This window comes from Streptomyces sp. NPDC003011 (assembly GCF_053591515.1).
Genome location: NZ_JBSFTY010000030.1, coordinates 1 through 26,846, shown reverse-complemented (window position 1 = coordinate 26,846; position 26,846 = coordinate 1). Strand labels below are relative to the sequence as shown.

General features: G+C 71.9%; 22 protein-coding genes and 2 pseudogenes. 17 read left to right on the top strand and 7 right to left on the bottom strand.

All coding sequences use genetic code 11. The features are described 5' to 3' along the window. Positions 1–6: 6 nt before the first annotated feature. The gene (locus ACWD0J_RS17185; protein WP_451496627.1) at positions 7–1,023 is read right to left on the bottom strand and encodes a LacI family DNA-binding transcriptional regulator; all 1,017 of its coding nucleotides are present in this window, start codon (positions 1,021–1,023) and stop codon (positions 7–9) included. Between the two features lie 116 nt (positions 1,024–1,139). Here ACWD0J_RS17185 and ACWD0J_RS17180 point away from each other — a divergent pair, with 116 nt between their 5' ends. From ACWD0J_RS17180 to ACWD0J_RS17130, 11 genes are all read left to right on the top strand, one after another. Further along, positions 1,140–2,399 (top strand): MFS transporter, encoded by a 1,260-nt coding sequence (locus ACWD0J_RS17180; RefSeq protein ID WP_451496626.1) that lies wholly within the window; start codon positions 1,140–1,142, stop codon positions 2,397–2,399. Between the two features lie 9 nt (positions 2,400–2,408). Next, on the top strand, positions 2,409–3,770 hold the full coding sequence (pafA, locus tag ACWD0J_RS17175) for a Pup--protein ligase (protein WP_451496625.1): 1,362 nt from the start codon (positions 2,409–2,411) through the stop codon (positions 3,768–3,770). Positions 3,771–3,897: 127 nt separating this feature from the next. Further along, the gene (locus tag ACWD0J_RS17170; protein ID WP_451496624.1) at positions 3,898–4,902 is read left to right on the top strand and encodes an FKBP-type peptidyl-prolyl cis-trans isomerase; all 1,005 of its coding nucleotides are present in this window, start codon (positions 3,898–3,900) and stop codon (positions 4,900–4,902) included. A 60-nt stretch (positions 4,903–4,962) separates the two neighbouring features. Further along, entirely contained in the window at positions 4,963–5,334 is a 372-nt protein-coding gene (locus ACWD0J_RS17165) for an FKBP-type peptidyl-prolyl cis-trans isomerase (protein WP_030672441.1), read from the top strand. Between the two features lie 129 nt (positions 5,335–5,463). Next, the gene (locus ACWD0J_RS17160; protein ID WP_451496623.1) at positions 5,464–6,417 is read left to right on the top strand and encodes a helix-turn-helix transcriptional regulator; all 954 of its coding nucleotides are present in this window, start codon (positions 5,464–5,466) and stop codon (positions 6,415–6,417) included. 14 nt (positions 6,418–6,431) lie between these two features. Continuing rightward, a complete protein-coding gene (locus tag ACWD0J_RS17155) occupies positions 6,432–7,457 on the top strand; it encodes a helix-turn-helix transcriptional regulator (protein ID WP_451496622.1) in 1,026 nt (341 codons plus the stop codon). Positions 7,458–7,583: 126 nt separating this feature from the next. Continuing rightward, positions 7,584–7,871, top strand: a complete 288-nt coding sequence (locus ACWD0J_RS17150) for a hypothetical protein (protein ID WP_451496621.1) — start codon at positions 7,584–7,586, stop codon at positions 7,869–7,871. A 37-nt stretch (positions 7,872–7,908) separates the two neighbouring features. After that, the gene (locus ACWD0J_RS17145; RefSeq protein WP_451496620.1) at positions 7,909–8,103 is read left to right on the top strand and encodes a hypothetical protein; all 195 of its coding nucleotides are present in this window, start codon (positions 7,909–7,911) and stop codon (positions 8,101–8,103) included. Positions 8,104–8,367: 264 nt separating this feature from the next. After that, entirely contained in the window at positions 8,368–8,658 is a 291-nt protein-coding gene (tatA, locus tag ACWD0J_RS17140) for a Sec-independent protein translocase subunit TatA (RefSeq protein ID WP_451496619.1), read from the top strand. A gap of 47 nt (positions 8,659–8,705) precedes the next feature. Beyond that, positions 8,706–9,650: a twin-arginine translocase subunit TatC gene (tatC, locus tag ACWD0J_RS17135; protein ID WP_451496618.1), complete on the top strand. Its 945-nt coding sequence runs from the start codon at positions 8,706–8,708 to the stop codon at positions 9,648–9,650. Between the two features lie 143 nt (positions 9,651–9,793). Beyond that, on the top strand, positions 9,794–12,646 hold the full coding sequence (locus ACWD0J_RS17130; RefSeq protein ID WP_451496617.1) for a DEAD/DEAH box helicase: 2,853 nt from the start codon (positions 9,794–9,796) through the stop codon (positions 12,644–12,646). 87 nt (positions 12,647–12,733) lie between these two features. Here the strand turns inward: ACWD0J_RS17130 and atzF are convergent, their stop codons facing one another. From atzF to ACWD0J_RS17110, 4 genes and pseudogenes are all read right to left on the bottom strand, one after another. Continuing rightward, on the bottom strand, positions 12,734–14,386 hold the full coding sequence (atzF, locus tag ACWD0J_RS17125; RefSeq protein ID WP_451496616.1) for an allophanate hydrolase: 1,653 nt from the start codon (positions 14,384–14,386) through the stop codon (positions 12,734–12,736). A 115-nt stretch (positions 14,387–14,501) separates the two neighbouring features. Continuing rightward, positions 14,502–18,016 (bottom strand): annotated as a pseudogene (locus tag ACWD0J_RS17120) (5-oxoprolinase/urea amidolyase family protein). Beyond that, positions 18,013–18,642, bottom strand: coding sequence for an urea amidolyase associated protein UAAP2 (locus ACWD0J_RS17115; protein WP_451496615.1), 630 nt, complete (start codon positions 18,640–18,642; stop codon positions 18,013–18,015). The pseudogene ACWD0J_RS17120 and the gene ACWD0J_RS17115 overlap by 4 nt, the downstream one beginning before the upstream one ends. Then, entirely contained in the window at positions 18,639–19,463 is an 825-nt protein-coding gene (locus ACWD0J_RS17110) for an urea amidolyase associated protein UAAP1 (protein ID WP_451496614.1), read from the bottom strand. Before ACWD0J_RS17110 ends, ACWD0J_RS17115 begins: the two co-directional genes overlap by 4 nt. 197 nt (positions 19,464–19,660) lie before the next feature. Here ACWD0J_RS17110 and ACWD0J_RS17105 point away from each other — a divergent pair, with 197 nt between their 5' ends. From ACWD0J_RS17105 to ACWD0J_RS17080, 6 genes are all read left to right on the top strand, one after another. Continuing rightward, entirely contained in the window at positions 19,661–20,296 is a 636-nt protein-coding gene (locus ACWD0J_RS17105; RefSeq protein WP_451496613.1) for a TetR/AcrR family transcriptional regulator, read from the top strand. 323 nt (positions 20,297–20,619) lie between these two features. After that, on the top strand, positions 20,620–22,221 hold the full coding sequence (locus ACWD0J_RS17100; RefSeq protein ID WP_451496612.1) for a sensor histidine kinase: 1,602 nt from the start codon (positions 20,620–20,622) through the stop codon (positions 22,219–22,221). Continuing rightward, positions 22,218–22,625: a roadblock/LC7 domain-containing protein gene (locus ACWD0J_RS17095; protein WP_451496611.1), complete on the top strand. Its 408-nt coding sequence runs from the start codon at positions 22,218–22,220 to the stop codon at positions 22,623–22,625. The genes ACWD0J_RS17100 and ACWD0J_RS17095 overlap by 4 nt, the downstream gene beginning before the upstream one ends. Continuing rightward, entirely contained in the window at positions 22,622–23,038 is a 417-nt protein-coding gene (locus ACWD0J_RS17090; RefSeq protein WP_451496610.1) for a DUF742 domain-containing protein, read from the top strand. The genes ACWD0J_RS17095 and ACWD0J_RS17090 overlap by 4 nt, the downstream gene beginning before the upstream one ends. Then, the gene (locus ACWD0J_RS17085) at positions 23,019–23,639 is read left to right on the top strand and encodes a GTP-binding protein (protein ID WP_451496609.1); all 621 of its coding nucleotides are present in this window, start codon (positions 23,019–23,021) and stop codon (positions 23,637–23,639) included. Before ACWD0J_RS17090 ends, ACWD0J_RS17085 begins: the two co-directional genes overlap by 20 nt. An 85-nt stretch (positions 23,640–23,724) precedes the next feature. Beyond that, positions 23,725–25,209, top strand: a complete 1,485-nt coding sequence (locus tag ACWD0J_RS17080; protein WP_451496608.1) for a cytochrome P450 — start codon at positions 23,725–23,727, stop codon at positions 25,207–25,209. An 86-nt stretch (positions 25,210–25,295) separates the two neighbouring features. Here the strand turns inward: ACWD0J_RS17080 and ACWD0J_RS17075 are convergent, their stop codons facing one another. After that, the gene (locus tag ACWD0J_RS17075) at positions 25,296–26,246 is read right to left on the bottom strand and encodes a pseudouridine synthase (protein WP_451496607.1); all 951 of its coding nucleotides are present in this window, start codon (positions 26,244–26,246) and stop codon (positions 25,296–25,298) included. Between the two features lie 22 nt (positions 26,247–26,268). After that, positions 26,269–26,685, bottom strand: a pseudogene (locus ACWD0J_RS17070) (amino acid permease); the annotation flags it as partial. Between the last annotated feature and the right edge of the window lie 161 nt (positions 26,686–26,846).

Here is a 26,846-nt window from a genome sequence, read left to right as displayed (position 1 = left end):
GGCGGTTCAGGAGGCGCTCGGCGGCGCCGTGGAGCCCCGCACGACCAGCTGGACGGGAATGTCCCCGGCCTCCGGTGTGCGGCCCTCCAGGACGGCCAGCAGGGCGTGCATGCCGCGTTCGCCGACCAGCTCGGCGTCCAGGCGCACGGTTGTCAGCTCCGGGTCGATGGCCGTGGCCAGGGCGAGGTCGTCGAGACCGGTGACGGAGACATCGTCGGGGACGCGCAGGCCGAGGCGGCGCAGGGCCTTGTAGGCGCCGGCGGCGAGTTTGTCGTCGTCGCAGACCAGGGCGGTGGGCCGGGGGCCGGGGGCGGAGAGCGCGGCCTCGGTGGCGGTCACGGCGCCCTCGATGGAGATCGGCGCGCGGGTGGTGCGGATCGATGTGCCGGGGACAGCGCCGATCCGGTCGGCCAGTTCGCGGGCGCGTACCTCGAAGGTCCAGGACGGCACGTCGGCGGCGAGGTGCAGGAAGCGGCGGTGCCCCAGGCCGAGCAGGTGGGCGGTGACTTGCCGTACGCCGTCGGCGATGTCCAGGTTGACGGTGGCGGCGCCGAGGTTTCCGGCCGGGTCGCTGTCCAGCATCACGAGGGGCAGCTGGTCGCCGCGGATGGCGGTGACGGCGTCGGCGGCCATGGAGGAGGCGATGACGCCGTCGAGGGCGGCCTGGGCGGAGGCGAAGGGGTCCCGGGCGGGGCCGATGCCCTCGGGGGAGGGGTACAGGACCACGCCGAAGCCGTGCTCGGCGGCGATCCGGGCGGCGCCGGTGTAGACGCCCGCGAAGAACTCGTTGGTCAGGGCGGGGACCACCAGGAGCACCGTGCGGGTGCGGCCCAGGCGCAGGTTGCGGGCGGCGAGGTTGGGCCGGTAGCCCAGCTCGCGCGCGGCCTCCCGGACGCGCTCGGCGGTGGTCCGGGACACCCGCCCGCGCCACTTGTCGCCCAGGACCAGGGAGACCGCGGCCTGGGAGACGCCCGCGGCCTGGGCGACGTCACGGCTGGTGGGTCGGGTGCTGCCTGGTGCCACCGGCTGCCTGCTCTTTCGTCTGGACGGGCGAACAGCGCACATGGTACGTATGACGGAGGACGTTATACGTAAAACCTCACGCGTCACCGGCGCACAGGCGAGCAAAGGGCTGGGACATGGCCGCGGGCTATCTGGAGATCCTCAGGGCGAGGCACGCCGTCCGGCTGCTGGTCGGCACGCTGGTGGGGCGGTTGCCCAACGCCACAGCCGCCATCGCGATCGTGCTGTTCGTCCGCGCGGAGGGCGGCACGTACAGCCTGGCCGGAGGGCTCGTGGCCGCCTACGGGATCGCCAACGCCGTGGGCCAGCCGGTGCTCGGACGGCTCGTGGACCTCCAGGGCCAGCCGCGCGTCCAGCTGTCCGCCGCGGTCCTGTCGGCCCTCGCGATGACCGTCTTCGGCTTCACCGGCACCGAGCCGTTGCCGCTCTCCTACGCTGCCGTGGCAGCCGCCGGGCTCTTCACGCCGCCCCTGGAGGGCGGCCTGCGCGCACTGTGGTCCAGTGTCCTGCGCAAGGAGGACCAGGTGCACACGGCGTACGCGCTGGACGCCATCGCGCAGGAGGTCATGTTCACCGTCGGGCCCTTGCTGGTGACCCTGTGCGCGTCGCTGTGGTCCGAGCGGGGCGCACTGCTCGTCCTGAACGTCATCGGGGTGCTCGGCGCGCTCTCCGTGGCCGTGTCGCCGCCCTCGCGCGCGTGGCGTTCGGCGCCGCGCGAGGCGCACTGGCTCGGCGCCCTGCGCTCGCCCGGACTCCTCGCGCTGCTCGGCGCGCTGCTGTTCGTCGGCATCGCGCTCGGCTCCATCACGGTGGCGTCCGTGGCGTACGCGGACGACCACGGCGGCGACGTGGTGTACGGCTGGCTGATGGCGGGCGTGGGGCTGGGCGCCCTGGTCGGCGGTCTCTTCTACGGGGCGCGGCAGTGGACCGGTGAGCCGGCCCGGCGACTGCAGGCCCTGGTCGCGCTTCTGGCGGTGTGTTACGTGCCGCTGACGCTGATCCCGGGAGCGGTGGCCATGACGCTGCTGGCGGTCCTCGCGGGCGTGTTCCTCGCGCCCGTCATCGCGTGCGCGTTCGTCCTGGTCGACCGGCACGCGCCACGCGGGACGGTCACCGAGGCGTTCTCCTGGCTCGTGACGACGTTCACGGTGGGGACGTCGGTCGGGACGGGGCTCACCGGGCCGGTGGTGGAGGCGGGCGGGACCCTGTGGGGCTTCGCCGTGCCGGGGGCCGCGGGGGCCGTGTCGCTGGTGGTCCTGCTGGCCACGGGGCGGGTACTCGCAGTACCCGGTGGGGGAGCGGTGGTTGCGTCTTCATCGGAAAATGATCCAAACCGTGCTGTCGAACCCCGTTTCAGCTCGGGGGATCGGGCGTAATGTTCACTCATGGACCGCCGCATTTTCGGGCTGGAGAACGAGTACGGCGTCACGTGTACGTTCAGGGGACAGCGACGCCTGTCTCCCGACGAGGTGGCGCGGTACCTCTTCCGCCGTGTCGTGTCATGGGGCCGCAGCAGCAATGTCTTTCTGCGAAACGGCGCCCGCCTCTATCTCGACGTCGGGTCACATCCGGAATACGCGACCCCCGAATGTGACAACGTGACCGAACTGGTCACCCACGACAAAGCAGGCGAGCGCATTCTCGAAGGACTCCTGGTGGACGCCGAACGACGCCTGCACGAGGAGGGAATCGCGGGCGACGTCTACCTCTTCAAGAACAACACCGACTCGGCCGGCAACTCGTACGGCTGCCACGAGAACTATCTGGTGGCACGTCACGGCGAGTTCTCGCGGCTCGCGGACATCCTCATCCCGTTCCTCGTCACCCGCCAGCTCCTGTGCGGTGCGGGCAAGGTGCTGCAGACCCCGCGCGGCGCGGTGTACTGCGTCAGCCAGCGGGCCGAGCACATCTGGGAGGGTGTCTCCTCGGCGACGACCCGCTCCCGGCCGATCATCAACACCCGCGACGAGCCGCACGCGGACGCCGAGCGCTACCGCCGCCTGCACGTCATCGTGGGCGACTCGAACATGTCCGAGACGACGAACCTGCTGAAGGTCGGCGCCACCGACCTGGTGCTGCGCATGATCGAGGCGGGCACCGTGATGCGGGACCTCACCCTGGAGAACCCGATCCGGGCGATCCGCGAGGTCAGCCACGACATCACCGGCCGGCGCAAGGTGCGCCTGGCCAGCGGCCGGGAGGCCTCCGCGCTGGAGGTGCAGCGCGAGTACTTCGAGAAGGCCGTGGACTTCTGCGAGCGCCGGGGCATCCGCACCGGCACCGTCGAGCAGGTCCTGGAGCTGTGGGGCCGCACGCTCGACGCGATCGAGGCCGAGGACCTCGACCGGATCGGCACCGAGATCGACTGGGTCATGAAGTACAAACTCATCGAGCGGTACCGGGCCAAGCACAACATGACCATGTCCCACCCGAGGGTCGCGCAGATAGACCTCGCCTACCACGACATCCACCGCCGTCGTGGCCTGTACTACCTGCTGGAGAAGAGGGGCCAAGCCGCCCGGATCTGCAACGACTTGAAGATCTTCGAGGGCAAGTCGGTTCCCCCGCAGACCACTCGGGCACGGCTGCGCGGCGACTTCATCCGGCGGGCGCAGGAGCAGCGCCGGGACTTCACGGTCGACTGGGTGCATCTCAAGCTCAACGACCAGGCGCAGCGCACCGTGTTGTGCAAGGACCCGTTCCGTTCGGTGGACGAGCGGGTGGAGAAGCTGATCGCCGGAATGTGAGCAACAGTTCCGGAGAGATATTCGGAACGCCACACGGGCGCCGTACGTTTCACGTACGGCGCCCTTCTCACGCCGTAGAGTTGCGCGCACGCCATCAACAAGATCGACCGATTACGAGGCCCCCACCGTGCGCCGACGCTCACTCCTCATCGCCGTTCCCGCAGGACTGGCCGCGCTCGCCGCGTGCGGCGACGACACGTCCGACTCGAGCGAGGCGAGCGACAGCGCGTCGCCCTCGGCGTCGCCCTCGGGATCGTCCGCGCCGCCGCCGAAGATCGTCGACGGGCCGCTGCCGGCGATCACCGCGGGCACGAAGACCGGTGAGAAGCCGACCGTCGCCAAGGGCAGCGGCGACCCGTCGAAGCAGCTGGCGGTCAAGACGGTCGTCGCGGGCAACGGCACCACGCTCGCCGAGAACGACTACATCCAGGCGCACTACCTCGGCCAGATCTGGGACACGGCGAAGGTCTTCGACAACTCCTACGACCGCAAGTCGCCGCTGGTCATCCAGCTGGCCGCGGGCAGCATCATCGACGGCTGGCGGTACGCCCTGGCCGGCAAGAAGGCCGGCAGCCGCGTCGAGTTCTCCGTGCCGCCCACCTGGGGGTACGGCTCGCAGGGCCAGCCGCAGGCCGGCATCAAGGGCACCGACACGCTGGTCTTCGTGGTCGACGTGCAGAACACCTTCAACGGCAAGAGCTCCGCCAAGGGCACCGATGTCGCGCAGGACGACACCGGCCTGCCGAAGGTCGGCACCAACACCGACGGCAAGGCGCCCTCCATCGACGTCCCCGAGGCCGACGCGCCGACGAAGCTGGTGGCGAACTACGTCATCGAGGGCGACGGGGACGAGGTGGCGGCCGAGGACACCGTGCTCGTCCAGTACAAGGGCGTGCTGTGGGACACCGGCAAGGAGTTCGACTCGACGTACAGCCGCAGCACCCTGACGTCGTTCTCGCTCCAGCAGGTCGTCAAGGGCTGGGCGCAGGGTCTGACCGGCAAGAAGGTCGGCAGCCGCGTCCTCATCACCATCCCGCCGAAGCTGGGCTACGGCGACAGCCCGCCGGCCGGCAGTGGCATCAAGAAGGACTCCACGCTGGTCTTCTCGGTCGACATCCTGGCGAAGATGTGACCTTGCCGGGATGCAAGACTGTGCCCGTTGCCTTTCCGTACACAAGCAGGAGCTAGAGACGTGAGCATCGACAAGCCCGAGATCGACTTCCCGGGCGGCGAGCCCCCGGCGGACCTGGAGATCAAGGACATCTGGGAGGGCGACGGCGCGGTGGCGCAGGCGGGCCAGACCGTCACCGTCCACTACGTCGGCGTCGCCTTCAGCACCGGCGAGGAGTTCGACGCCAGCTGGAACCGCGGCCAGCCGTTCCGCTTCCCGCTGGGCGGCGGCCGGGTCATCAAGGGCTGGGACCAGGGTGTGCAGGGCATGAAGGTCGGCGGCCGGCGCCAGCTGACCATCCCGGCCCACCTCGCCTACGGCAACCAGAGCCCGACCCCGGCGATCAAGCCTGGTGAGACCCTGATCTTCGTGGTCGACCTCCTCGGGGTCTGATCGCCCTACGACCGGTCTCGACCAGCTGGGGCCCATGCCTGTCCGGGCATGGGCCCTCGGCTTTTGCCGCGCCACCGCGGAGCGGTACGGTCATCGTCCGTAAGCACCATAGGGAGGCGAAGGGCGTCGATGGCCATTGCCAAGGCCGAGCGGCTGATGAACCTGGCGCTGTGTCTGCTCGGGACCCGGCGGCCGCTCAGCAAGCGCGAGCTGCGCGAGTCCATCGAGGCCTATCTGGAAGCCGGCTCGGACGACTCCTTCAACCGGATGTTCGAGCGCGACAAGGACGACCTGCGCGAACTCGGCCTGGTGATCGAGACCGTCGAGAACCTCGACGGCGAGGTCGGGTACATGGCCCGCCGCGACAGCAACCGCCTCCCGGCCATCACCCTCGACGCCGAGGAGGCCGCCGCCCTGGGGCTGGCCGCCAAGGTGTGGCAGCAGGCCCGGCTCGCCGGCGCCGCCAGCGGCGCCCTGCAGAAGCTGCGCGCGGCGGGCATCCCCGAGGACGTCGACCCGTACGAGGCGCATGGCGCCCTGGAGCCCCGGATCCCCGTGCACGAGGCCGCGTTCGAACCGCTGATGCTGGCCTGCCGCGACCGCCGCCCGGTCGTCTTCGACTACCGCAAGGCCAACGCCGCCCACCCCGAGCCCCGCCATGTCGAGCCGTGGGCGCTGGAGTGCTGGCGCGGCCACTGGTACCTGGCCGGCTACGACCGCGACCGGGGTGCCGAGCGGGTGTTCCGGCTGTCCCGGATCACGGGCAAGGTGCGCTCGCGCGGTACGCGGCTCACCGTCCCGGTCCCCGACGTCGTCACCGTGCGGGAGACCGTCGCGAGCTGGGCGGGGGAGAGCGCCGACCGCTCCGCGCGGATCCGGCTGCGCACCGGCGCGGGTTACCCCCTGCGGGCGAAGGCCACCTCGGTTCGGGAACTGGGAGACGGCTGGGACGAGTTGGAGATTCCGTACGGGCACGGACTGGACGCCTGGCTGGTGGAGTTCGGGCCGGACGTGGTGGTCCTGGAGCCCGCCGAACTGCGGGCCGACGTGCTGGACCGGCTGCGAGCCGTGGCCAAGGGCTGAGGGGGCGTAAGAAAGTGGTGGGAAAACCGGCCAGGCCGGGCAACGCCATCGACCAGACCCGGCGGATGCTGTCCCTGGTGACGTATCTGCGGGAACGGCCCGGCGCCCGCGTCGAGGACGTCGCCCGCGCCTTCGGGATCAGCGAGGACGAACTGGTCTCCGACCTCGACGTCCTGCCGATGTGCGGGACCAGTTTCCGCGGTGGCGACCTGCTCGACATCGACACCGACGGTGAGCGGATCTGGTGGCACAACCCCGCCGCCCTCGGGGCGGAGGCCGCCGAGCCGCTGAGGCTCGCCGCCGACGAGGCCACCGCGCTGCTGGTCGCCGCCCGTGCGGTGTCCACGCTGCCCGGGCTGCGCGAGAGCGACCGGCAGGCGCTGCTGCGCGCCACCGCCAAGGTCGAGGCCGCGGCCGGCGAGCAGGCGGGCGCCAGCTCCCGGCTGTCGGTGACCTTCGAGTCCGAGGGCGGCGTCTTCGCCGACGTCGACCGGGCGATCTCCGAGCGGCGCCGGCTGTGGATCCGCTACTACTCGCCCGCGCGGGACGAGGTCACCGAGCGGGAGATCGACCCGATCCGGCTGGTCAGCGTCGGGCACACGTACGTGGAGGCCTGGTGCCGACGCTCCGAGGCGCGCCGCACCTTCCGTCTCGACCGGGTCGCCGAGATCAAGATCCTCGACGAGCCGTCCGCCCCGCCCGAGATCGAGCTGCGGGACCTGTCCGAGGCGCTGGTGCAGCCCGCCGCCGAGGATCCCGAGGTCGTCATCGAGGTCGGCCCGGGCGGGCGCTGGGTCGCCGAGTACTACCCGCACGACAGTGCGGACGAGCTTGCGGACGGCGGGCTGCGTATCACCTTGCGGACCCCGGATCCCACGTCCCTGCGGCGGCTGGCGCTGCGGCTCGGGCGCGACGGCCGGATCGTCTCCCCCGGCGACCTCGCCGTCAGCGCCCGCGAGGCGGCCCGCGAGGCGCTGGCGGCGTACGACGGGATCGAGGCGCACGCGGTGCCCGACGGGCGGTCCGACAGGCGGACGTGAGCCGCGGACGCGCCGGAGGCGAGGGCTGCTGGGCGCGGTCGCCTGCTCGCACCGGCCAGGGCGTCCCCGAGACGCCTCCCCCGAGACGCCCCCGAGGCGAACGGCGAGAAGAACAGGAGCAGGGCTTTGAGCGAGTCGTCGACGTCCGGCGGGGCCATGACGGTGTCCGCCGCCTTCGCCGGGATGAGAAGCGTGACCCCGGTGACGTTCCGGGCCGGCTGCCCGGACTGCCGGGGCCGCTTCGAGCTCGCCGCGAGCGCCCTGCGGCTGGCCATCGGCGCCTCCAGCCGCACGACGTTCTACTCCTTCACCTGCCCCGAGTGCGGCGCCTCCGTGCGCAAGCCGGCCGGCGAACGGATCGTCGAACTGCTCACCGGCGGCGGTGTCAGGACGCTGCGGCTGCACTCGCCCTAGCGGCGACGGGTGTGCCGGACGGTCTAGGCTCGGCGTCATGTTCTGGGCGATGTTCGCGGTAGCTGTGGGTTTTCTGGGTCTGGCCGTTCTCGGTGTGCTCGCCGTCCGGGTCTTCGTGGAGGCGCAGCGGCTGGGCAGGCAGGTCACGGAATCCGCGCAGCGGATCAACCGTGCCGCCGAGGATCTGGAGCGGGCGTCGATGAGCGCGGCCCGCGCTGTGGACTCCCTGTGAGCCCACCGGGGTGTTCCCTGTGAGTTCCGGGTGTGATGCGTTTTGGGCCGCTTCGCCCTGTCACCCCGGTGGTCCCGGCAGGTACGCTGCTGGTCGCGGACCGGAGAACGAGGCCCGGATCCGCGGACCGGGAGTACGCACAGGGATTGCCAGGCGTTCACCCCTGAGCGTTACGATCGCTGTCAAGCACGATTGATCGGACACCTGTCCGACCGGTCGGACAGCACCCCACCCAAAGCCGCCTCGGTGAGAAGGTAAAGACTTATGTTCGGAAGGCTCGGCGCCCCCGAGATCATTCTCATCCTCGTCGTCATCATCCTGCTGTTCGGCGCCAAGAAGCTTCCCGACATGGCGCGTTCGCTCGGCAAGTCCGCTCGTATCCTCAAGAGCGAGGCGAAGGCGATGAAGTCCGAGGGCCAGGACAACACGTCCGCTCCCGCGGCCCCGCCGCAGGACGACCAGCAGTCCGCGGCTCAGCGCACCATCCAGGCCGCTCCCGGTGACGTGACCAGCTCGCGCCCGGTCGCCGAGCCGACGGACACGACCAAGCGCTGACGCAGGGCCGGTGACCTCCGGCCCGCCGCACGAGATGGGAACGTGGGTTGCTGAAGTCCGCCCGCAAAGAGGAGAAGGATCCCGAGGGGCGGATGCCCCTCGCGGAGCACCTTCGTGAACTCCGCAACCGGCTCGCGAAGGCGATGCTGGCCATCGTCGCCGTCACCGTCGTCGCCGCCTTCTTCTACTACGACATCATCAACTTCATCACCGAGCCGATTCTCGACAGCGTCGGCTGCGACCTGTCCTTCGAGGAACTGTCGAAGACCTCCTCGGAGACGTGTGCGCAGATCACGGTCAACGGTCTGCTCATGCCCTTCACGCTGGCGCTGAAGGTGTCGCTGATGGCCGGTGTCGTCCTGGCCTCGCCGGTCTGGCTCTACCAGCTGTGGGCCTTCGTCGCACCCGGCCTGCACAAGCACGAGAAGAAGTACGCCTACGCGTTCGTCGGCATGGGGGCCCCGCTGTTCCTCGGCGGCGCCTACTTCGCCTACGCGGTGCTGCCCACCACGGCGAAGGTGCTGCTCGACTTCACGCCGTCCGGCGTCTCCAACCTGCTGCCGCTGGACGACCTGCTCGACCTCGTCACGCGCATGGTGCTCGTCTTCGGCCTCTCCTTCGAGCTGCCCCTGCTGCTGGTCTTCCTCAACCTCACCGGGGCGATCACCGGCAAGCGCATGCTCGGCTGGTGGCGCGGCATGATCCTGGGCATCACGCTCTTCGCGGCCATCGCCACGCCCAGCACCGACCCCATCTCGATGCTGGCGCTCGCCGGACCGATCTGGGTGCTGTACTTCGCCGCGGTCGCCTTCTCCCTGGTCAACGACCGGCGCAGGCGCCGCCGCGACGAGCTCGGCCCCGCCGACGACGAGGCCTCCGAGCTCGACCTCACGCCCGAGGACATCGGCCAGGTGGAGACCGTCCCGGCCAGCCGGGCGCTGCCCGAGCAGGCGAGCACCGAGCGGGTCAACGGGTACGACGACGTGACCTGAGGCGCCCGGCCTCACTCACCCCACCGCGGATCGCGGCCGGGCGCCCGAGCGGCGCACCGGCCGCTCGCCGTACACGGCCGTGTGCGGCCTGGCGGGGCTGTGAACTGCGGGGATCCGGGGATCGGCGAGGGCGGATCCGGATAATGATCGTCCTGTTGTCAGTGCGGCCCGGTACGCTCGAAAGCACGATGACAGACGACCTCTCACCGGCCGAGCGGTACACGGCAGCACGTAGGCGCGCTGCCGAGCAGGCCACCGCGCTCGCCTCCTTCCGCGAGATGTACGACTTCGGTCTCGACCCCTTCCAGATCGAGGCCTGTCAGGCGCTCGAAGCGGGGAAGGGCGTGCTGGTCGCCGCGCCCACCGGCTCGGGCAAGACGATCGTCGGCGAGTTCGCCGTCCACCTCGCCCTCCAGCAGGGCAAGAAGTGCTTCTACACGACCCCGATCAAGGCCCTGTCGAACCAGAAGTACGCCGACCTGTGCCGCCGGTACGGGGCGGACAAGGTGGGCCTGCTCACCGGCGACAACAGCGTCAACTCCGACGCCCCCGTGGTCGTGATGACCACCGAGGTGCTCCGCAACATGCTGTACGCGGGCTCGCAGACCCTCCTGGGCCTCGGACACGTGGTCATGGACGAGGTGCACTACCTCTCCGACCGCTTCCGTGGCGCCGTCTGGGAGGAAGTGATCATTCACCTCCCCGAGTCGGTCACCCTCGTCTCGCTGTCGGCCACCGTCTCGAACGCCGAGGAGTTCGGCGACTGGCTCGACACCGTCCGCGGCGACACCCAGGTGATCGTCTCCGAGCACCGGCCCGTGCCGCTGTTCCAGCACGTGCTCGCCGGGCGCCGGATGTACGACCTGTTCGAGGAGGGCGAGGGCCACAAGAAGGCCGTCAACCCCGACCTCACGCGGCTGGCCCGCATGGAGGCCAGCCGCCCCTCGTACCCGGACCGCAAACGGGGCCGCGCCATGCGCGAGGCCGACCGGGAGCGGGAGCGCCGCCAGCGCTCACGGGTGTGGACACCGAGCCGGCCCGAGGTCATCGAACGGCTCGACGCCGAGGGCCTGCTGCCCGCCATCACGTTCATCTTCAGCCGCGCCGCCTGCGAGGCCGCCGTACAGCAGTGCCTGCACGCCGGCCTGCGGCTCAACGACGACGAGGCGCGGGAACGGGTGCGCGCCCTGGTCGAGGAGCGCACGGCGTCCATCCCGACCGAGGACCTGCACGTGCTCGGCTACTACGAGTGGCTGGAGGGCCTGGAGCGCGGTATCGCGGCCCACCACGCGGGCATGCTGCCGACGTTCAAGGAGGTCGTCGAGGAACTGTTCGTCCGCGGCCTGGTGAAGGCCGTGTTCGCGACCGAGACGCTCGCGCTGGGCATCAACATGCCCGCCCGCTCGGTGGTGCTGGAGAAGCTCGTCAAGTGGAACGGCGAGCAGCACGCCGACATCACCCCCGGCGAGTACACGCAGCTGACGGGGCGCGCGGGCCGGCGCGGCATCGACATCGAGGGCCACGCGGTGGTGCTGTGGCAGCGCGGGATCAGCCCCGACCACCTGGCGGGACTGGCCGGCACGCGCACGTACCCGCTGCGCTCCAGCTTCAAGCCGTCGTACAACATGGCGGTCAACCTGGTCGAGCAGTTCGGCCGGCACCGCTCGCGTGAGCTGCTTGAGACGTCCTTCGCGCAGTTCCAGGCCGACAAGTCGGTGGTCGGGATCTCCCGGCAGGTGCAGCGCAACGAGGAGGGACTGGAGGGCTACAAGGCCTCCATGACCTGCCACCTCGGCGACTTCGAGGAGTACGCGCGGCTGCGCCGCGAACTCAAGGACCGTGAGACGGAACTGGCCAGGCAGGGTGTGGCGCAGCGGCGGGCGGAGGCGGCGGTCGCCCTGGAGAAACTGAAGCCCGGTGACGTCATCCACGTGCCGACCGGCAAGTTCGCGGGCCTGGCCCTGGTGCTGGACCCCGGGCTGCCGGCCGGGCGGTCCAACGGCCACCGGGGCTTCGAGCACCACGACGGGCCGCGCCCGCTGGTGCTGACCGCCGAGCGCCAGGTCAAGCGGCTCGCGTCGATCGACTTCCCGGTGCCCGTCGAGGCGTTGGAGCGGATGCGGATCCCGAAGTCCTTCAACCCGCGCTCCCCGCAGTCGCGTCGGGACCTGGCCTCCGCGCTGCGCACCAAGGCCGGGCACATCCCGCCGGAGCGGGCCCGCAAGCAGCGGTCCCAGGCCGCCGACGACCGGGAGATCGCCCGGCTGCGCACCGCGATCCGGGCGCACCCGTGCCACGGCTGCGACGACCGGGAGGACCACGCCCGCTGGGCCGAGCGCTACCACCGGCTGCTGCGGGACACCTCGCAGCTGGAGCGGCGCATCGAGGGCCGCACCAACACGATCGCCCGTACCTTCGACCGCATCGTGGCGCTGCTGACCGAGCTGGACTATCTGCGCGCCGACGAGGTCACCGAGCACGGCAAGCGGCTCGCCCGGCTGTACGGCGAACTCGATCTGCTGGCGAGCGAATGCCTGCGGGCGGGTGTGTGGGAAGGGCTCAGCCCCGCCGAACTGGCCGCGTGCGTCTCGGCGTTGGTGTACGAGGCGCGGCAGAGCGACGACGCGATGGCGCCCAAGCTGCCGTCCGGGAAGGCGAAGACCGCGCTCGGGGAGATGGTGCGGATCTGGGGCCGGCTGGACGCTCTGGAGGAGGACTTCCGGATCAGCCAGACCGAGGGCGTGGGCCAGCGTGAGCCCGACCTCGGGTTCGCCTGGGCCGCGTACATGTGGGCCGGCGGCAAGGGCCTCGACGAGGTGCTGCGCGAGGTGGAGATGCCGGCGGGGGACTTCGTTCGGTGGTGCAAGCAGGTGATCGACGTGCTGGGGCAGATCGCGGCGGCGGCACCCTCCGGCAGTTCGACGGTGGCGAAGAACGCGCGCAAGGCGGTCGACCAGCTGCTGCGGGGGGTTGTGGCCTACTCGTCGGTGGGGTGACGGGCCGCATGGGTGCGGGTGCGGGTGCGGGTCGGTGCGGGGCGGCTGGTCTGTGGCTGGTCGCGCGGTTCCCCGCACCCCTGGGGATCAGCGGTCCAGGTACGTTCGCCAGCCCCCGTACTCGGTGATGTCGGGCGCTCCTTCCAGGGCGCCCGGCTCGCACAGGAAACCGGGCACCCGGCTGCCGTCGGCCAGTTCCACGCTGCCCAGGGCCATCGGGCGGGGGAGTGCCGTCAGCAGGCGGCCCAGGCCTTCCGCCGGAAGGCGCCACACCTCCGTCTCGACCGGGCTCCCGCCCTCGCCGACATGGACCAGGCCCGGCTTGGGCGGGTCGGTCCGTAGGGCGTGCAGGCGGTAGACCGGCGCCGTGGTGGTCGTACGGTCGAGGCGGGCGCCCAGGGACAGCAGCTGGGCGTTGAGGGGCTGGCCGGACAGGTGCGCGCCCACCACCGCCAGGCGCGTCTGCGGGGGCAGCAGCGCGGCGATCCTCGCCAGCCGCCCGTCCGTGAACGCCGGGCCCACCAGCATCACGCCGAACGGCAGGCCGTTCGCCTCGCCCGCCGGGACGGCGACCGCCGCCTGGTCGAAGAGGTTCGTGGAGTTGGTGAAACGGCCCAGGCGCGCGCCCGCGCCCAGCGGGTCGGCGGCCACTTCGGCGAGTGTGGGGTGGCCGGGCGCGGTGGGAAGCAGCAGGGCGTCCGCGTCGGCCAGCTCGGCGCGGGCGCGGGTGCGCAGGGCGGCCAGGCGCTCGGTGTCGGCGAACAGCCGGTGGGCCGGGATGTCACGGGCGCGGGTGATGATGCCGGCGACGGTGGGATCGAGGGACCCGTCACCTTCGCTGATCGCCTTGTCGACAAAGCTCCCCACGGCGGTGTAGCGCTCGGCGACGAAAGCGCCCTCGTAGAGCATCGCGGCGGCCTCGGTGAAGGGGGTGAGGTCGAGGGTGCGCACCGAGGTGCCGGAGGAGACCAGCCGGTCCACGGCGGCCTCGTAGGCCTGTGCCCAGCCCTCGTCCAGCTCGCCGAGCTGATCCGCCGCCGCGACCGCGATCCGCCACGGGCCCGGCGCGCGCTGGGGCAGCGGCGGCAGGTCGCGGCCGGCCGGGGACGCCATGTACGACAGGGCCTGCTCGGCCTCCGGGAGGGTCCGGGCGAAGACGGTCACGCAGTCCAGGGAGGCGCAGGCGGGGACCACGCCCGCCGTCGGGACCAGGCCACGGGTGGGCTTGAGGCCCACGATGCCGTTGAAGGCGGCCGGGACCCGGCCGGAGCCCGCGGTGTCGGTGCCCAGCGCGAAGTCGACGATGCCCAGGGCCACGGCGACGGCCGATCCCGAGCTGGAGCCGCCGCTGATCCTGGCCGGGTCGTGCGCTCCCCGCACGGCGCCGTACGGGGAGCGGGTGCCGACCAGGCCCGTCGCGAACTGGTCCAGGTTGGTGGTGCCCAGCACGAGCGCGCCCGCCGCGCGGAGACGGGCGACGACCGGCGCGTCGTCCCGCGGCTCGTAGGCGTACGACGGGCAGCCCGCGGTGGTGGGCAGGCCCGCCACGTCGATGTTGCCCTTGACGGCGAACAGGCGTCCGGCGAGCGGAAGCCGTTCACCCTGGGACACCCGGGCGTCGATCGCCCGGGCCTCCGCCTCGACGTCCGCCCGCGGGCGCAGGCCGATCCAGATCTCGGGACGGTCCACGGTCTCGATCCGGGCGTGGGCGGCGCGGACGCGGGAGAGTGTGCTGGACATGCGGTGATCCTCGGCTTTCGGTTCGCGGGCCGGCGTCACCCGTGCGGCGACGGGAGCTGTCAGGTCGGCAGCTCCCGGTGTGTGAGCGGGAGCCGGGCGGCGGGTACGGGAGCTGTCAGGCCGGCGCCGGGGCGAGGACGACCAGGGCCGTGCCCGCCTCCACCTGGTCGCCGGGCCTGGCGAGGACCCTGGCCACCACGCCGTCCACCGGCGCGTGCACCCGGGACTCCATCTTCATCGCCTCCAGGGCGAGCAGCGGCTGGCCGGCCGTCACCTCGTCGCCCGGCTCGACGTTCAGCTGCCAGACGCAAGCGGCGAACTCCGCTTCGACGAGGCGTCCGCCCGCCGGGACGGTCACCTCCGCGGCGGGCACGGCCGGTGCCTCGCCCGCCACGTCCGCCCGCGTGAACTCGCCCGCCGCCTCCCACGCGTCCCGCTCCGCGGCGAACGCGGTCCGCTGCCGGTTCCCGAACTCCGCGATGGACTCGGCGTTCTCGGCCAGGAAGGCCTGGTAGTCGGCCAGTGAGAAGGTGCCCTCCTCGATCGAGGCACGAAGCGGCCGGACGTGATGTCGGCGCGCAGGCCGAGGAGTTCGTCGGCGTCCACCGGATACCACCTGATCCGGTCGAAGAAGCGCAGCAGCCACGGGGAGCCCGGCTCGAACGCGCCGCGCTGCTGCCAGCCCGACCACACCTGGGTCGTCCGCCCCACGAACTGGTAGCCGCCGGGGCCCTCCATGCCGTAGACGCACAGGTAGGCGCCGCCGATCCCGACGGAGTTCTCGGCCGTCCAGGTGCGGGCCGGGTTGTACTTGGTGGTCACCAGGCGGTGACGGGGGTCCAGGGGGGTGGCCACGGGGGCGCCCAGGTACACGTCGCCCAGCCCGAGGACCAGGTACTCGGCGTCGAAGACCGTGCGGTACACGTCGTCCACCGACGGCAGCCCGTTGACGCGGCGGATGAACTCGATGTTCCACGGGCACCAGGGCGCGTCGTCGCGCACGCCCGCCATGTAGCGGTCGATCGCCTCCCGGGTCGCCGGGTCGTCCCAGGACAGCGGGAGCCGGACCGTGCGGGAGGGCACCACCAGCCGGTCGCTCGGCGGCAGGGACGCGGCGATCACCCGTACCGCGGCGAGGAGTTCGGGCTGGGAGAGGCGGCGCGGGTCGGTCCGGATCTGGAGGGAGCGGATGCCCGGGGTGAGGTCCGTGATCCCCTCCGGGCCCTCGTCGGTCACCGCCTCCATCAGCGCGTGGACGCGCATGCGCAGCGCCAGGTCGAGTTGCATGGGGCCGAACTCGACCAGCAGGTTGTCGTCGCCGCTGCGCCGGAACGTCACGTCGCCGTCCCGGGCGAGGATGCCGCCGTCCTCGATGGCCTCGCGGGACGAGCCGTCGATCCGGGCGGGCTCGAAGCGCACGGTGTCGCCGGGGCGCAGCTGGCCCAGCTTCCAGCGCTCGGCGCTGAGCACGGTCGCCGGACAGACGAACCCGCCGAGCGACGGGCCGTCCGGGCCGAGCAGCACCGGCATGTCGCCCGTGTAGTCGACGGCGCCGACGGAGTACGGGGTGTCGTGGATGTTGGACGGGTGCAGGCCCGCCTCGCCGCCGTCGGTGCGGGCCCAGCGCGGCTTCGGGCCGATCAGGCGGACACCGGTGCGCGCCGAGTTGAAGTGGACCTTCCAGTCGGCGGCGTAGAAGTCGCGGATGTCGTCCTCGGTGAAGAACTCCGGGGCGGCGTGCGGGCCTTCGGCGGCCTTGACGTGCCATGCGGCGCTGAAGTCCGGGCGGTGCTCCGGCGGCACCGGCCGGCCCTCGGCCACCGTTCCGCCGTGCAGGACGTCACCGGTGCGCAGCGCCCGGCCGCCGTGTCCGCCGAAGCGGCCCAGGGTGAAGGTGCTCGCACTGCCGAGGAACGCCGGCACGTCGAGACCCCCGGCGACCAGGACGTACGTCCGCAGGCCGTGGGCGCGCGGGGCGCCGATCTCCAGGACGGCCCCCGCAGGCACCGTCACCGGCTCCCACTGGCCGACCGGGGCGCCGTCCACGGTGACCGGGGCCGGGGCGCCCGTCACGCACACGGTCGTCGGGTGCGTGAACCGGAGCGAGGGGCCCTGGAGGGTGCACTCCAGGCCCGGAGCGCCCTCGTGGTTGCCGAGCGCCCGGTTGCCGAGCCGGAAGGACAGGTCGTCCATCGGGCCGCACGGGGGGACGCCGACCTGCCAGTAGCCGGTGCGGCCCGGCCAGTCCTGCACGGTGGTGAGCGTGCCGCCGGAGACGACCTCGACGCGAGGCGTCGGATCGCTCACCCCGGCCAGGGTCGCCGTGGAGTGCGTGGCCGCCCGGAAGGCGCGGTCCGCGAGCGCCGCCCGGACCAGGCCCAGGTTCGTCTCGATGCCGTCGACGCGGGTGCGGGCCAGCGCCTCGTCCAGCCGCCGCAGGGCGTGCGCCCGGTCGCAGCCGTAGGCGACGACCTTCGCGAGCAGGGGGTCGTACGACGTGGTCACCTCGGTGCCGGTCTCCACCCAGCCGTCGACGCGGACGCCCGGCGGGAACTCGACCCGGGTCAGCAGGCCCGCGCTCGGCCGGTGGTCGCGGGACGGGTCCTCGGCGTAGAGGCGGGCCTCGACGGCGTGGCCGCGCGGTGCGCCCGGCTCGCGCACGACGTCCCGCTCGCCGCGCGCCAGGCGCAGCATCCAGGCGACCAGGTCGACGCCGTGGATCTCCTCGGTGACCGGGTGCTCCACCTGGAGGCGGGTGTTGACCTCCAGGAAGTACGCCTCCTCGCGGGCGGCGTCGTAGACGAACTCGACGGTTCCGGCGGAACGGTAGCCGACCGAGGCGCACAGGTCGCGGGCGGAGGCGGCGAGTCGGGCGCGCACGGGTGCGGGCAGTCCCGGTGCCGGAGCCTCCTCGACGACCTTCTGGTTGCGGCGCTGGAGGGAGCAGTCGCGGTCGCCGAAGGTGACCACCCTGCCCGCGCCGTCGCCGAAGACCTGCACCTCGACATGGCGGGCGTGCTCGACCAGCCGCTCCAGGAAGACACCGGCCGAGGAGAAGGAGGCGGCGGCGACGCGTTGCACGCGCTCCCAGGCGTCGGCCAGCGCGTCGGCGGAGTGACAGGCCGACATGCCGATGCCGCCGCCCCCGCCGGTCGCCTTGAGCATCACCGGATAACCGATTCCGGCGGCCCGGGCGAGCGCCTCGTCGAGCGAGGCCAGCAGACCGGTGCCCGGTGCCAGCGGCACCCCGGCCGCCTCGGCCGCCGCCCGGGCCGTGTGCTTGGCGCCGAACAGTTCCAACTGGCCGGGGGTGGGACCCACGAACACGATCCCGGCGTCCTCGCAGCGGCGGGCGAAGGCCGCGTCCTCGGACAGGAAGCCGTAGCCGGGGTGGATCGCGCCCGCGCCGGTGTCCTTGGCGGCCTTCAGCACCAGATCGGCGTCGAGGTACGACTCCTTCGCGGGCGCCGGGCCCAGCCGCACCGCCTCGTCGGCGAGCCGGACGTGCGGAGCGGAGCGGTCCGGGTCGGAGTACACGGCGACCGTGCGCAGGCCGAGTTCGCGGGCGGTGCGGATGATCCGGACCGCGATCTCGCCCCGGTTGGCGACCAGGAGGGTGTCGAAGCTCATGCGGTGCCCGCCTCGGTGACCGTCATCTCGACCGCCGTCGGCTCGAAGCCGTTGCACGGGTTGTTGATCTGCGGGCAGTTGGAGACCAGGACGAGCACGTCGCACGCGGCGCGCAGGGTCAGCTTCAGGCCCGGGGCGGACAGGCCGTCGACGATGCCGAGGGTGCCGTCCTTCTCGACCGGCACGTTCATGTACCAGTTGATGTTGGAGACGAGGTCGCGCTTGCCGAGGCCGTACCGGGCGCCCTCGGCCAGGAAGTTGTCCACGCACGCGTGCTGCGACCAGGTGTGGTGGCCGTAGCGCAGGGTGTTCGACTCCTTGGAACAGGCACCGCCGACCGTGTCGTGGCGGCCGACCTCGTCGGCGGCCACGCTCATCAGCGGGGTGTGTTCGTTGGACATGAGCACACTCCCCGTGGTCAGGAAGATGCCGCCCTGCGCGTGGATCGTGTCGGGCGCGCTGTAGCGGACCGACGTGTCGTGGGCGTCGTACACGAGGAAGTCGACGGCCTGGTTGCCGTGCAGGTCGGTGATGGTGAGCGTGTCGCCGGCGCGGACGACGGAGGACCAGGCGGCGCGGGCGGGGATGACGGACGTACGCGTGTTCGGACGGGTGTTCGTGCTCATGCGAGCCCCCTCGCGGCGAGGAACTCGGCGGTGTTGAGGAAGGCGCGGCGGCCTTCGGGGGTGGCGTCCCACCCGGGGTCGCCCGGCCCGGTCGCCTCGGCGCGCCAGGCGAGCACCTCCAGCGGGGTGCTGACGTACTCGGGGCGCGGGTCGGCCGGGTGCGGCACGTTCGCGATCAGGACGGTGACGTCCTGCTCGGCGCGCAGGGTCACGCTCGCGCCCGGGCCGGCCGAGCCGGTGAAGGCGAGGACGCCGTCCTCACCCACCTCCACCCCTTGGAAGAAGGAGAGCGACGGCGGCAGGTCCCGGGGTTCCAGGCCGTTCTTGGCGGCCGCCAGCTTGAACAGCTCGCGGCCCGCGGGGGAGGGGCCCTGCGGGGTGCCGTCGCCGTAGCGCCCGGTGTTGCGGACGAGCGTGGAAGTGCCGCACAGCGCGTCGTGCCGGCCGGAGGTGTCGGCGACGACCGAGGCGAGGACCCGGCCCTGGTCGGACAGCAGCAGCCGCCCCTCGCCGAGGTAGGCGTTCCACTGGACCTTCACCGTGTCGGCGACGTTCAGCCGCTCCCAGGGCCGGTCGGCCGCGTACAGGAGCAGGTGCGCGCAGGCCTCGCCGCGCGGGTCGGCCAGACGCAGCTCGGTGCCGCGGGCCAGGACCCGGTGCGTGTAGTTCCCGCCCGCCACGGTCTCCGCCCACACCAGGTGGCCCGCCTCGCGGGGCGGGGCCGGCCAGTCCCGCGCCGGGACGACGGGCATGGCCTCGGCGCGGGTGCCCTCCTGGGCGCGTGCGTGGGCGCGGGCTCCGTCTGTGGTCTGTGTCGCCATCGCGGGACCTCCGGCTCTGGTCTCGGGCTCCGGTCTTGTGTTCCGGTCTTGTGTTCCGGTCTCGGGTTCCGGTCCATTTCTGTCGCTCGACAGAAATTAGGCGGAAGGCGGGTCGCCGGCGTTGCCCCCGCGTTGCCGCTCGGTTACCGGGCCCTCACGAAGATCACCGGGATCGGTGGTGTGCGAGGATCGACCGCATGGGGACAGCAGGTGCACGACCGGGCCGGCGGGTCGGCAGGCCGCGAGCCGCGCAGCGGCCGGACAGCGGACTGGAGCCGCGCGAGGAACTCCTCGCGGCCGCCGCGGAGTTGTTCACCACCCTCGGCTACGCGGCCACCTCCACCCGGGCCGTCGCCGAGCGCGCCGGCATGCGCCAGGCGTCCATGTACCACTACGTCTCCGGCAAGGAGGAACTGCTCGCCCGGCTCCTGGAGTCCACGGTCACGCCCTCCCTCGCGTACGCCCGTGAACTCCTCGCCGACGACACCGCCCCGGCCGCAGACCGGCTGTGGGAGCTGTGCCGGGCCGACGTGGAGGTGCTGTGCGGCGGACCGCACAATCTCGGCGGGCTCTGTCTCCTGCCCGAGGCGCGCGCCGAACGGTTCGCCGGCTTCCATGCCGTGCGCGCCGAACTCAAGGACGCCTACCGGCAGTTGATCGCGGCCACGGCAGAAGGCGGCGCGCTCGCCAAGAGTGAGCTCAAGCTGCGCACGGACCTGGTGTTCGGGCTCATCGAGAGCGTCATCCTCGTGCACCGCTCCGACCCCGAGCGGCCCGTGTCCGCGTTCGCGGAGGCGACGGCGGACGCCGCGCTGCGCATCGCGGGGGTCTGAGGCTCCCACGAGCAGCTGCCTCCGTGGCGCTTCACTCGTCACGGTGAGTGACACGCGTACGCCCGTACGGCATCACGCAACGTGTTCGAATGAGACCACAGCGTGCAAATGGAGCCGAGCGTACTCTTCCCGCGCGCCCGATTTCAGGCGCTTGCTGAATATGACACGGCGATGATCCGGTCGGACTAAGCTCGCCCGCAGCGCACCGAGTTGATGGGTATTCGTGCGCTTGTTCCCACATGCGCAGAAGATACCGACATACCCATGACGTTTCCCCCCGCAAGCTCCCCTGACACCCAGCCGATCTCTTTCCGAGGGCCCACATGGTGAGTGTTCAATCTCCTCCCGGTCGCCGTGAACTCCCGTACCCGCGCGTGCTGTTGCTGCCCGCCATAGCGATGGCCGCGGTGACCGGGGCCGCCGTCGCCGTGGTGACGGAGCCGGCCCGGTCGGCGGTCGGCTGGTGCGGTGCCGTCGCGACGCTCCTGGTGATCGCGACGGCGACCGAAGCGGTCCGCCGCGGCCGGACCCTGCGCGACCTGCGCGCGGAGCACGACCGTCACACCGCGTATCTAGAACGGCGGATCGCCGCCCACGACGAGGAGATGATCAACCTCGCGAAGGTGATCGTCCCGGCCGCGCTGGACCGGCTGCGGGCCGGCAATTCCCCCAGAGAGGTGATGCTCGACCTCGGCGACATGGACCCCGCGTGGCGCGACCTGCCCGAGGCCCAGCTGTCGTTGATCAAGACGATGCTCAAGATCGTCGACGACGAGGAGATCCTGCGCGACGGCACCCAGCGGTCCTTCGTCAACATCGCCCGCCGCGTTCAGGCGATCGTGCACCAGCAGGCCAGTGAACTGCGGGAGATGGAGGAGGACCACGGCCGCAACCCCGAGGTCTTCGACGACCTGCTGCGCATCGACCACGGCACCGCGCTGATCGGCCGGCTCGCCGACTCCATCTCCGTCCTCGGCGGCGGCCGCCCCGGCCGCCAGTGGCCCGAGCCGGTCGCGCTGTACAGCGTGCTGCGCGGCGCCATGTCCCGGATCCTGGAGTACGGGCGCATCGACCTGTCCTCCATCGCGAAGGTCAACGTCAAGGGCACCGCCGTCGAACCCGTCATCCACGCGGCCGCCGAACTCCTCGACAACGCCACCCGCTACTCGCCGCCGCAGACCAAGGTGCACGTCACCGCCACCGAGGTGCAGACCGGCGTCTGCATCGAGATCGAGGACGCCGGCGTCAGCCTCAGCGAGGAGGCCCGGCTGCGCGCCGAGGGCATGCTGGAGCGCGCCATGTCGGGCGGCGACCTGCAGGACCTCGGCGAGGCGCCCCGCCTCGGCCTCGCCGTCGTGGGCCGCCTCTGCCGGGCGTACGACATGCAGGTCTCGCTGCGCGCCTCCGCGTACGGCGGGGTCCGCGCCATCCTCGTCGTGCCGAGCGACATGCTCACCTCCGAGCCCGGTGTCGGACTCGCCCACGGCATCGGCGCCACCGCCGTGCCCCAGCCCGAACTCGGCGCTCTCCCCGGTCCCAAGCGCACGATCAAGAAGCGCCGCCCCACCAGCCCCAAGTTCATCACCCCGGTCGCCGTGGAGGACGACGTCCGCGAGGTCACCGAGTGGACCGCCAACGGGCTGCCGCAGCGCCGCCGCCAGATCAGGGCCTCCTTCTCGCAGCGGTACGCCGAGCAGGCCGCCATCGAGCAGGCCGAACGGGAAGGCCGGCCGACCATCTGGTCGACCGCCAAGCGGGATCCCGAGCCGGAACCCGAGCCCGAGGAGAAAGCGCCCGAACCCCCGCCGGGCCTGTGGGTCCAGGCGTTCTTCGACGGACTCAAGCGTCCGGGCTCCACCGCATCCACCCAGCCGACCAACGAACCGGCCCACGTCGAGGCCGACGACGAGGGGAACCTCAAGTGATCCAGCAGCGAGGCAACTTCGACTGGATGCTCCAGGACCTCGCCAAAGGCGTGCCGGGCATCCAGATGATCGTGGTGCTCTCCGCCGACGGCCTGCGCATCGCCCGCCACGGCGGCGACCCGGACACCGCCGACCGCGTCGCCGCGGCCTGCGCGGGCCTGCAGAGCCTGGCGACCGCCGTCGCCCAGGAGATCCCGGGCAGCGAGGGCGAGATGAAGATGGTCCTCATCGAGATCAAGGGCGGCTACTTCTACCTGATGGCCGCCGGCCCCAACGCCTACCTCGCGGTGCTCTCCGACGTGCGCGCCGAACCCGGCTTCATGAGCGCTCGCATGAGTGACCTGGTCGTCCGGATCGGCGCGCATCTCACGAGCCCGCCGAGGCGCAACGGGCAGACCGTATGACTCCTCCGCAACGCCGGCGGCGACACCCCACACAGGAACCCGAGCCGACGCCCCCGCCGGAGGAACGAGAGCCACCCGAGGGGCCGAAGAAGAACCCCGAACGGCTGTACGTGATCACCGGGTCGGACGGCGGAGTGCGCTCCGACCTCGACCTGGTCACGTTAATCGTGGCGGAGGCGGATCCACCGCCCTCCGCCACGCCCGAGCAGGCGGCGCTGCTCCGGCTGTGCACGGCCCCTCTGTCCGTGGCCGAGCTGTCGGCCTATCTGAGCCTGCCGTACAGCGTGGTGACCGTGCTGGTCACCGAGCTGCTGACGGCCGAACTGGTGACGGCGCGCGCCCCGATCATCCGCCAGGCGCTGGCCGACCGTTCCCTCCTCGAAGCGGTGATGCATGGACTTCAAAAGCTCTGACACCATCACGGGTCCACGAACGGAGGACCACCTCCCGCACACCGCCCAGGCGGCGGTGAAGATCGTCATCGTGGGCGGCTTCGGTGTCGGCAAGACCACCATGGTCGGCTCGGTCAGCGAGATCAAACCGCTGACCACCGAGGAGACCATGACGCAGGCCGGCGTCGGCGTCGACGACAACTACGGCTCCGAGACCAAGACGGCCACCACCGTGGCGATGGACTTCGGCCGCATCAGCATCACCGACCAGCTCGTGCTGTACCTCTTCGGCACCCCCGGACAGGAACGCTTCTGGTTCCTGTGGAACGGCCTGTTCGAGGGGGCGCTGGGCGCGGTCGTGCTGGTCGACACCCGCCGGCTGGACGTCAGCTTCGACGTCATGGACCGGCTGGAGGAGAAGGGCGTGCCGTACGTGGTCGCCGTCAACACCTTCCCGGACGGCCCCCGGTACCCCGTCGAGGAGCTGCGCGAGGCGCTCGACCTGGACGCGGAGATCCCCATCGTCGAGTGCGACGCCCGCCGTCGCGCCTCCAGCCGGGACACCCTGATGACCCTCATGCGGTTCCTGCACTCCCTCGCGATGTCGGGCGCGCTGAGGTGACCGCCGTGTCCGCCCCCGACGTCCCGGCCCACCCCCGACTCACACCCACCGACACGGACACCGGATCCACTTCGGAGCGATCACTGTGACGCCTGAAACCCACTCCCCGACCGGCACGGACCCCGGTCCCGTCCCGCCGCCCGGCTGCCCCGCCCACGCCCGCGGCCCCGGCGGGCTGCGCCGGCTCTACGGCCCGCAGGCGGAGGACCTCAGCTCCCTGTACGAGCGACTGCGGGACGAACACGGCCCGGTGGCGCCCGTGCTGCTCCATGACGACGTGCCGATGTGGCTGGTGCTCGGCCACGCCGAGAACCTGCACATGGTGCGTACGCCCTCGCAGTTCTGCCGGGACAGCCGCATCTGGACCCCGCTCCTGGACGGCATGGTCAAGCCGGACCACCCGCTCATGCCGCACATCGCCTGGCAGCCCATCGCCTCGCACGTCGAGGGCGACGAGCACCTGAGGCTGCGCCGCGCGGTCAACGGCGCCATCTCGACCATCGACCCCCGGGGCATCCGCCGGCACATCAACCGCTCCACGCAGCGCCTGGTCAACCGGTTCTGCGAGGAGGGCACCGCGGACCTGGTCAGCCAGTTCGCCGAGCACCTGCCGATGGCCGTGATGTGCGAGATCCTCGGTATGCCCGAGGAGTACAACGACCGGATCGTGCAGGCCGCCCGCGACATGCTCCGGGGCACCGAGACCGCGATCGCGAGCAACGCGTACCTCATGGACGCCCTCGGCCGGCTCACCGCGCGCCGTCGCGCCCAGCCCGAGGAGGACTTCACCAGTTACCTCATCACCCATCCGGCGCGGCTCACCGACGACGAGGTCCGCGAGCACCTCCGGCTGGTGCTGATCGCCGCGTACGAGGCGACCGCCAACCTCACCGCCAACGTGCTGCGGATGGTGCTCACCGACCCGCGTTTCCGCGCCCAGCTCAGCGGCGGCCAGATGACGGTGCCGGAGGCGGTCGAGCAGTCCCTGTGGAACGAGCCGCCGTTCAGCACGATCTTCGCCTACTTCGCCAAGCAGGACACGGAGCTGGGGGGCCAGCGCATCCGCCGGGGCGACGGGCTGCTCTTCGGTATCGCGCCGGGCAACATCGACCCCCGGGTGCGTCCCGACCTGACCGCCAACATGCAGGGCAACCGCTCGCACCTCGCCTTCGGCGGCGGGCCGCACGAGTGCCCCGGCCAGGACATCGGCCGGGCCATCGCCGACACCGGTGTCGACGCGCTGCTGATGCGGCTGCCGGACGTGGAACTCGACTGCGACGAGGACGAGTTGACCTGGACGGAGTCGATGTCCTCACGCCACCTGGTGGAACTGCCGGTACGGTTCGCGCCGAAGCCGCCGCAGGACGTGATGCTCAAGCCGGGCCACACGCAGCTCCCGCCGCAGCGCGAGGCCTGGCGGATCGGCACCCGCCAGCCGGAGTCGGCGCCGGTGGCGCAGACGGCACCCCAGCCGGCCGTCACCCCGCCGCAGCACCCCGGCCCGACCCCTGGACCTGCTCGCCCGAGGGGCCCCTGGCGCCGGTTCCTGCGCTGGTGGCGCGGTCGCTGACCGGGCGGACCGGAGGGCCGACGGTACGGGAGAACTCGACGCCTGCGGGCGGATCGGCGACCCGGTGCGGCCCGACCGGGCCGGTGCTACGCGCCGGCCGCCCAGTCGTCGTACGACGTCCACGCCGCGAGGACCCGCCCGCTCCGGAACCGGTGCTCCGCCCCCGTGACCGGATCGGTGAACTCCAGGCTCCGTGCCAGCAGTTGCAGCGGACGCCGGAAGTCACCGGCCGGTACGGGGCCGGTCACCACCGGGTAGAGCGGGTCACCGAGGATCGGCACGCCGAGCCTGTTCATGTGCACCCGCAGCTGATGGGTCTGTCCGGTGGCGGGCACGAGGCGGTACAGGCCGCGTCCCCGCCCGTCGTGCTCGGCCGGCTCGACGCGGCTGACCGCGTTCGGCTCGCCCTCGACCTCGTAGGCGGCCAGCACCCCGCGCTCCTTCACGATCCGGCTGCGCACGGTCCGGGGCAGCGCGAGGGCCGGATCGTACGGGGCGACGGCCTCGTACTCCTTGCGTACGTGCCGGTCGCGGAACAGCGACTGATAGGCGCCCCGCTCCTCGGGCCGTACGGTGAACAGCACCAGCCCGGCGGTGAGCCGGTCCAGCCGGTGCGCGGCGCCCAGTGCCGGGATGCCCAGCTCCCGGCGCAGCCGGGCGAGCGCGGTCTCGGTGACATGGCTGCCGCGCGGGGTGGTGGCCAGGAAGTGCGGCTTGTCGGCGACGACGATGTGCTCGTCGCGGTAGACCACGCCGACCGGGAACGGCACCGGCACCTCGGCGCGCAGCTCCCGGTGGAACCACACGAACATCCCGGGCTCATAGGCCGCGTCCGGCGCCACCGCCCGGCCGTCCGCCCCGACGACCAGCCCCGCGTCGAACATCCCCTCGACGACACCGGCGCCCGCCGGGAGCCGCTCCACCAGATGCTCGCGCACAGTGGCCCAGCGTCCCTCGGCGGGCAGCCGTACCCGCACCGGATCCACCCCCTCGCGCTGCGGCAGGGGAGCGGGCGGGATCCGGGTCCGGCGTCTCATCACCCGCCAGCCTAAGCGCCGCTCACACCGGCACGGCCACGGCGGCCCGGGTACGGGACGGGTGCAGCCGGTAGCCGGCGCCGATCACGACGGTCCCGGTGAGGAAGAGCACGGAGAACCACCGGAAGTACCAGTGCATGCCCGCCGGGTCGTACACCGCGGCCCGTGGCCAGGCCAGGTTGACGGTCATGAACGCGCCGTACAGGAGGGCGAGGGCGTTGACCGGGACGCCCCAGCGGCCGAGGGAGAAGAGCCGGGCGCCCGTCTCGTCGGTGCCGTCGACGGAGAACCGGCCGCGCAGCCGGCGCACCAGCAACGGGCCGGTGACCATCGCGTACGCCAGGTACAGCAGCACGATGCAGGTCGTGCCGATGGCCAGAAACGCGTCCGGGGAGGCGAAGTTGAGCAGCAGCAGGGCCGCCGCGAGGACACCGACCATTCCTCACGCTCCCGCGTCGGGTTCCCGATCGCGATGCCTCGTGATACGCCGACGCCGGGAGGGACGACGAAAGCACTAGCTTGGGAGCCCTGGCCCCTTACCCCTGATCGCAGGTTGCACCACCCCATCGCACGCCGGGCCGTCACCCCAAAGTGCGTCAC

Bases quoted from the DNA above. Each gene is read 5' to 3' on its own strand.
- ACWD0J_RS17085 (WP_451496609.1), top strand. From the start codon at position 23,019: ATGGACTTCAAAAGCTCTGACACCATCACGGGTCCACGAACGGAGGAC.
- pafA (WP_451496625.1), top strand. From the start codon at position 2,409: ATGGACCGCCGCATTTTCGGGCTGGAGAACGAGTACGGCGTCACGTGT.
- atzF (WP_451496616.1), bottom strand. From the start codon at position 14,386: ATGTCCAGCACACTCTCCCGCGTCCGCGCCGCCCACGCCCGGATCGAG.
- tatA (WP_451496619.1), top strand. From the start codon at position 8,368: ATGTTCGGAAGGCTCGGCGCCCCCGAGATCATTCTCATCCTCGTCGTC.
- ACWD0J_RS17145 (WP_451496620.1), top strand. From the start codon at position 7,909: ATGTTCTGGGCGATGTTCGCGGTAGCTGTGGGTTTTCTGGGTCTGGCC.
- ACWD0J_RS17130 (WP_451496617.1), top strand. From the start codon at position 9,794: ATGATCGTCCTGTTGTCAGTGCGGCCCGGTACGCTCGAAAGCACGATG.
- ACWD0J_RS17160 (WP_451496623.1), top strand. From the start codon at position 5,464: ATGGCCATTGCCAAGGCCGAGCGGCTGATGAACCTGGCGCTGTGTCTG.
- ACWD0J_RS17105 (WP_451496613.1), top strand. From the start codon at position 19,661: ATGGGGACAGCAGGTGCACGACCGGGCCGGCGGGTCGGCAGGCCGCGA.
- ACWD0J_RS17090 (WP_451496610.1), top strand. From the start codon at position 22,622: ATGACTCCTCCGCAACGCCGGCGGCGACACCCCACACAGGAACCCGAG.
- ACWD0J_RS17075 (WP_451496607.1), bottom strand. From the start codon at position 26,246: ATGAGACGCCGGACCCGGATCCCGCCCGCTCCCCTGCCGCAGCGCGAG.
- ACWD0J_RS17180 (WP_451496626.1), top strand. From the start codon at position 1,140: ATGGCCGCGGGCTATCTGGAGATCCTCAGGGCGAGGCACGCCGTCCGG.
- ACWD0J_RS17110 (WP_451496614.1), bottom strand. From the start codon at position 19,463: ATGGCGACACAGACCACAGACGGAGCCCGCGCCCACGCACGCGCCCAG.
- ACWD0J_RS17115 (WP_451496615.1), bottom strand. From the start codon at position 18,642: ATGAGCACGAACACCCGTCCGAACACGCGTACGTCCGTCATCCCCGCC.
- ACWD0J_RS17100 (WP_451496612.1), top strand. From the start codon at position 20,620: ATGGTGAGTGTTCAATCTCCTCCCGGTCGCCGTGAACTCCCGTACCCG.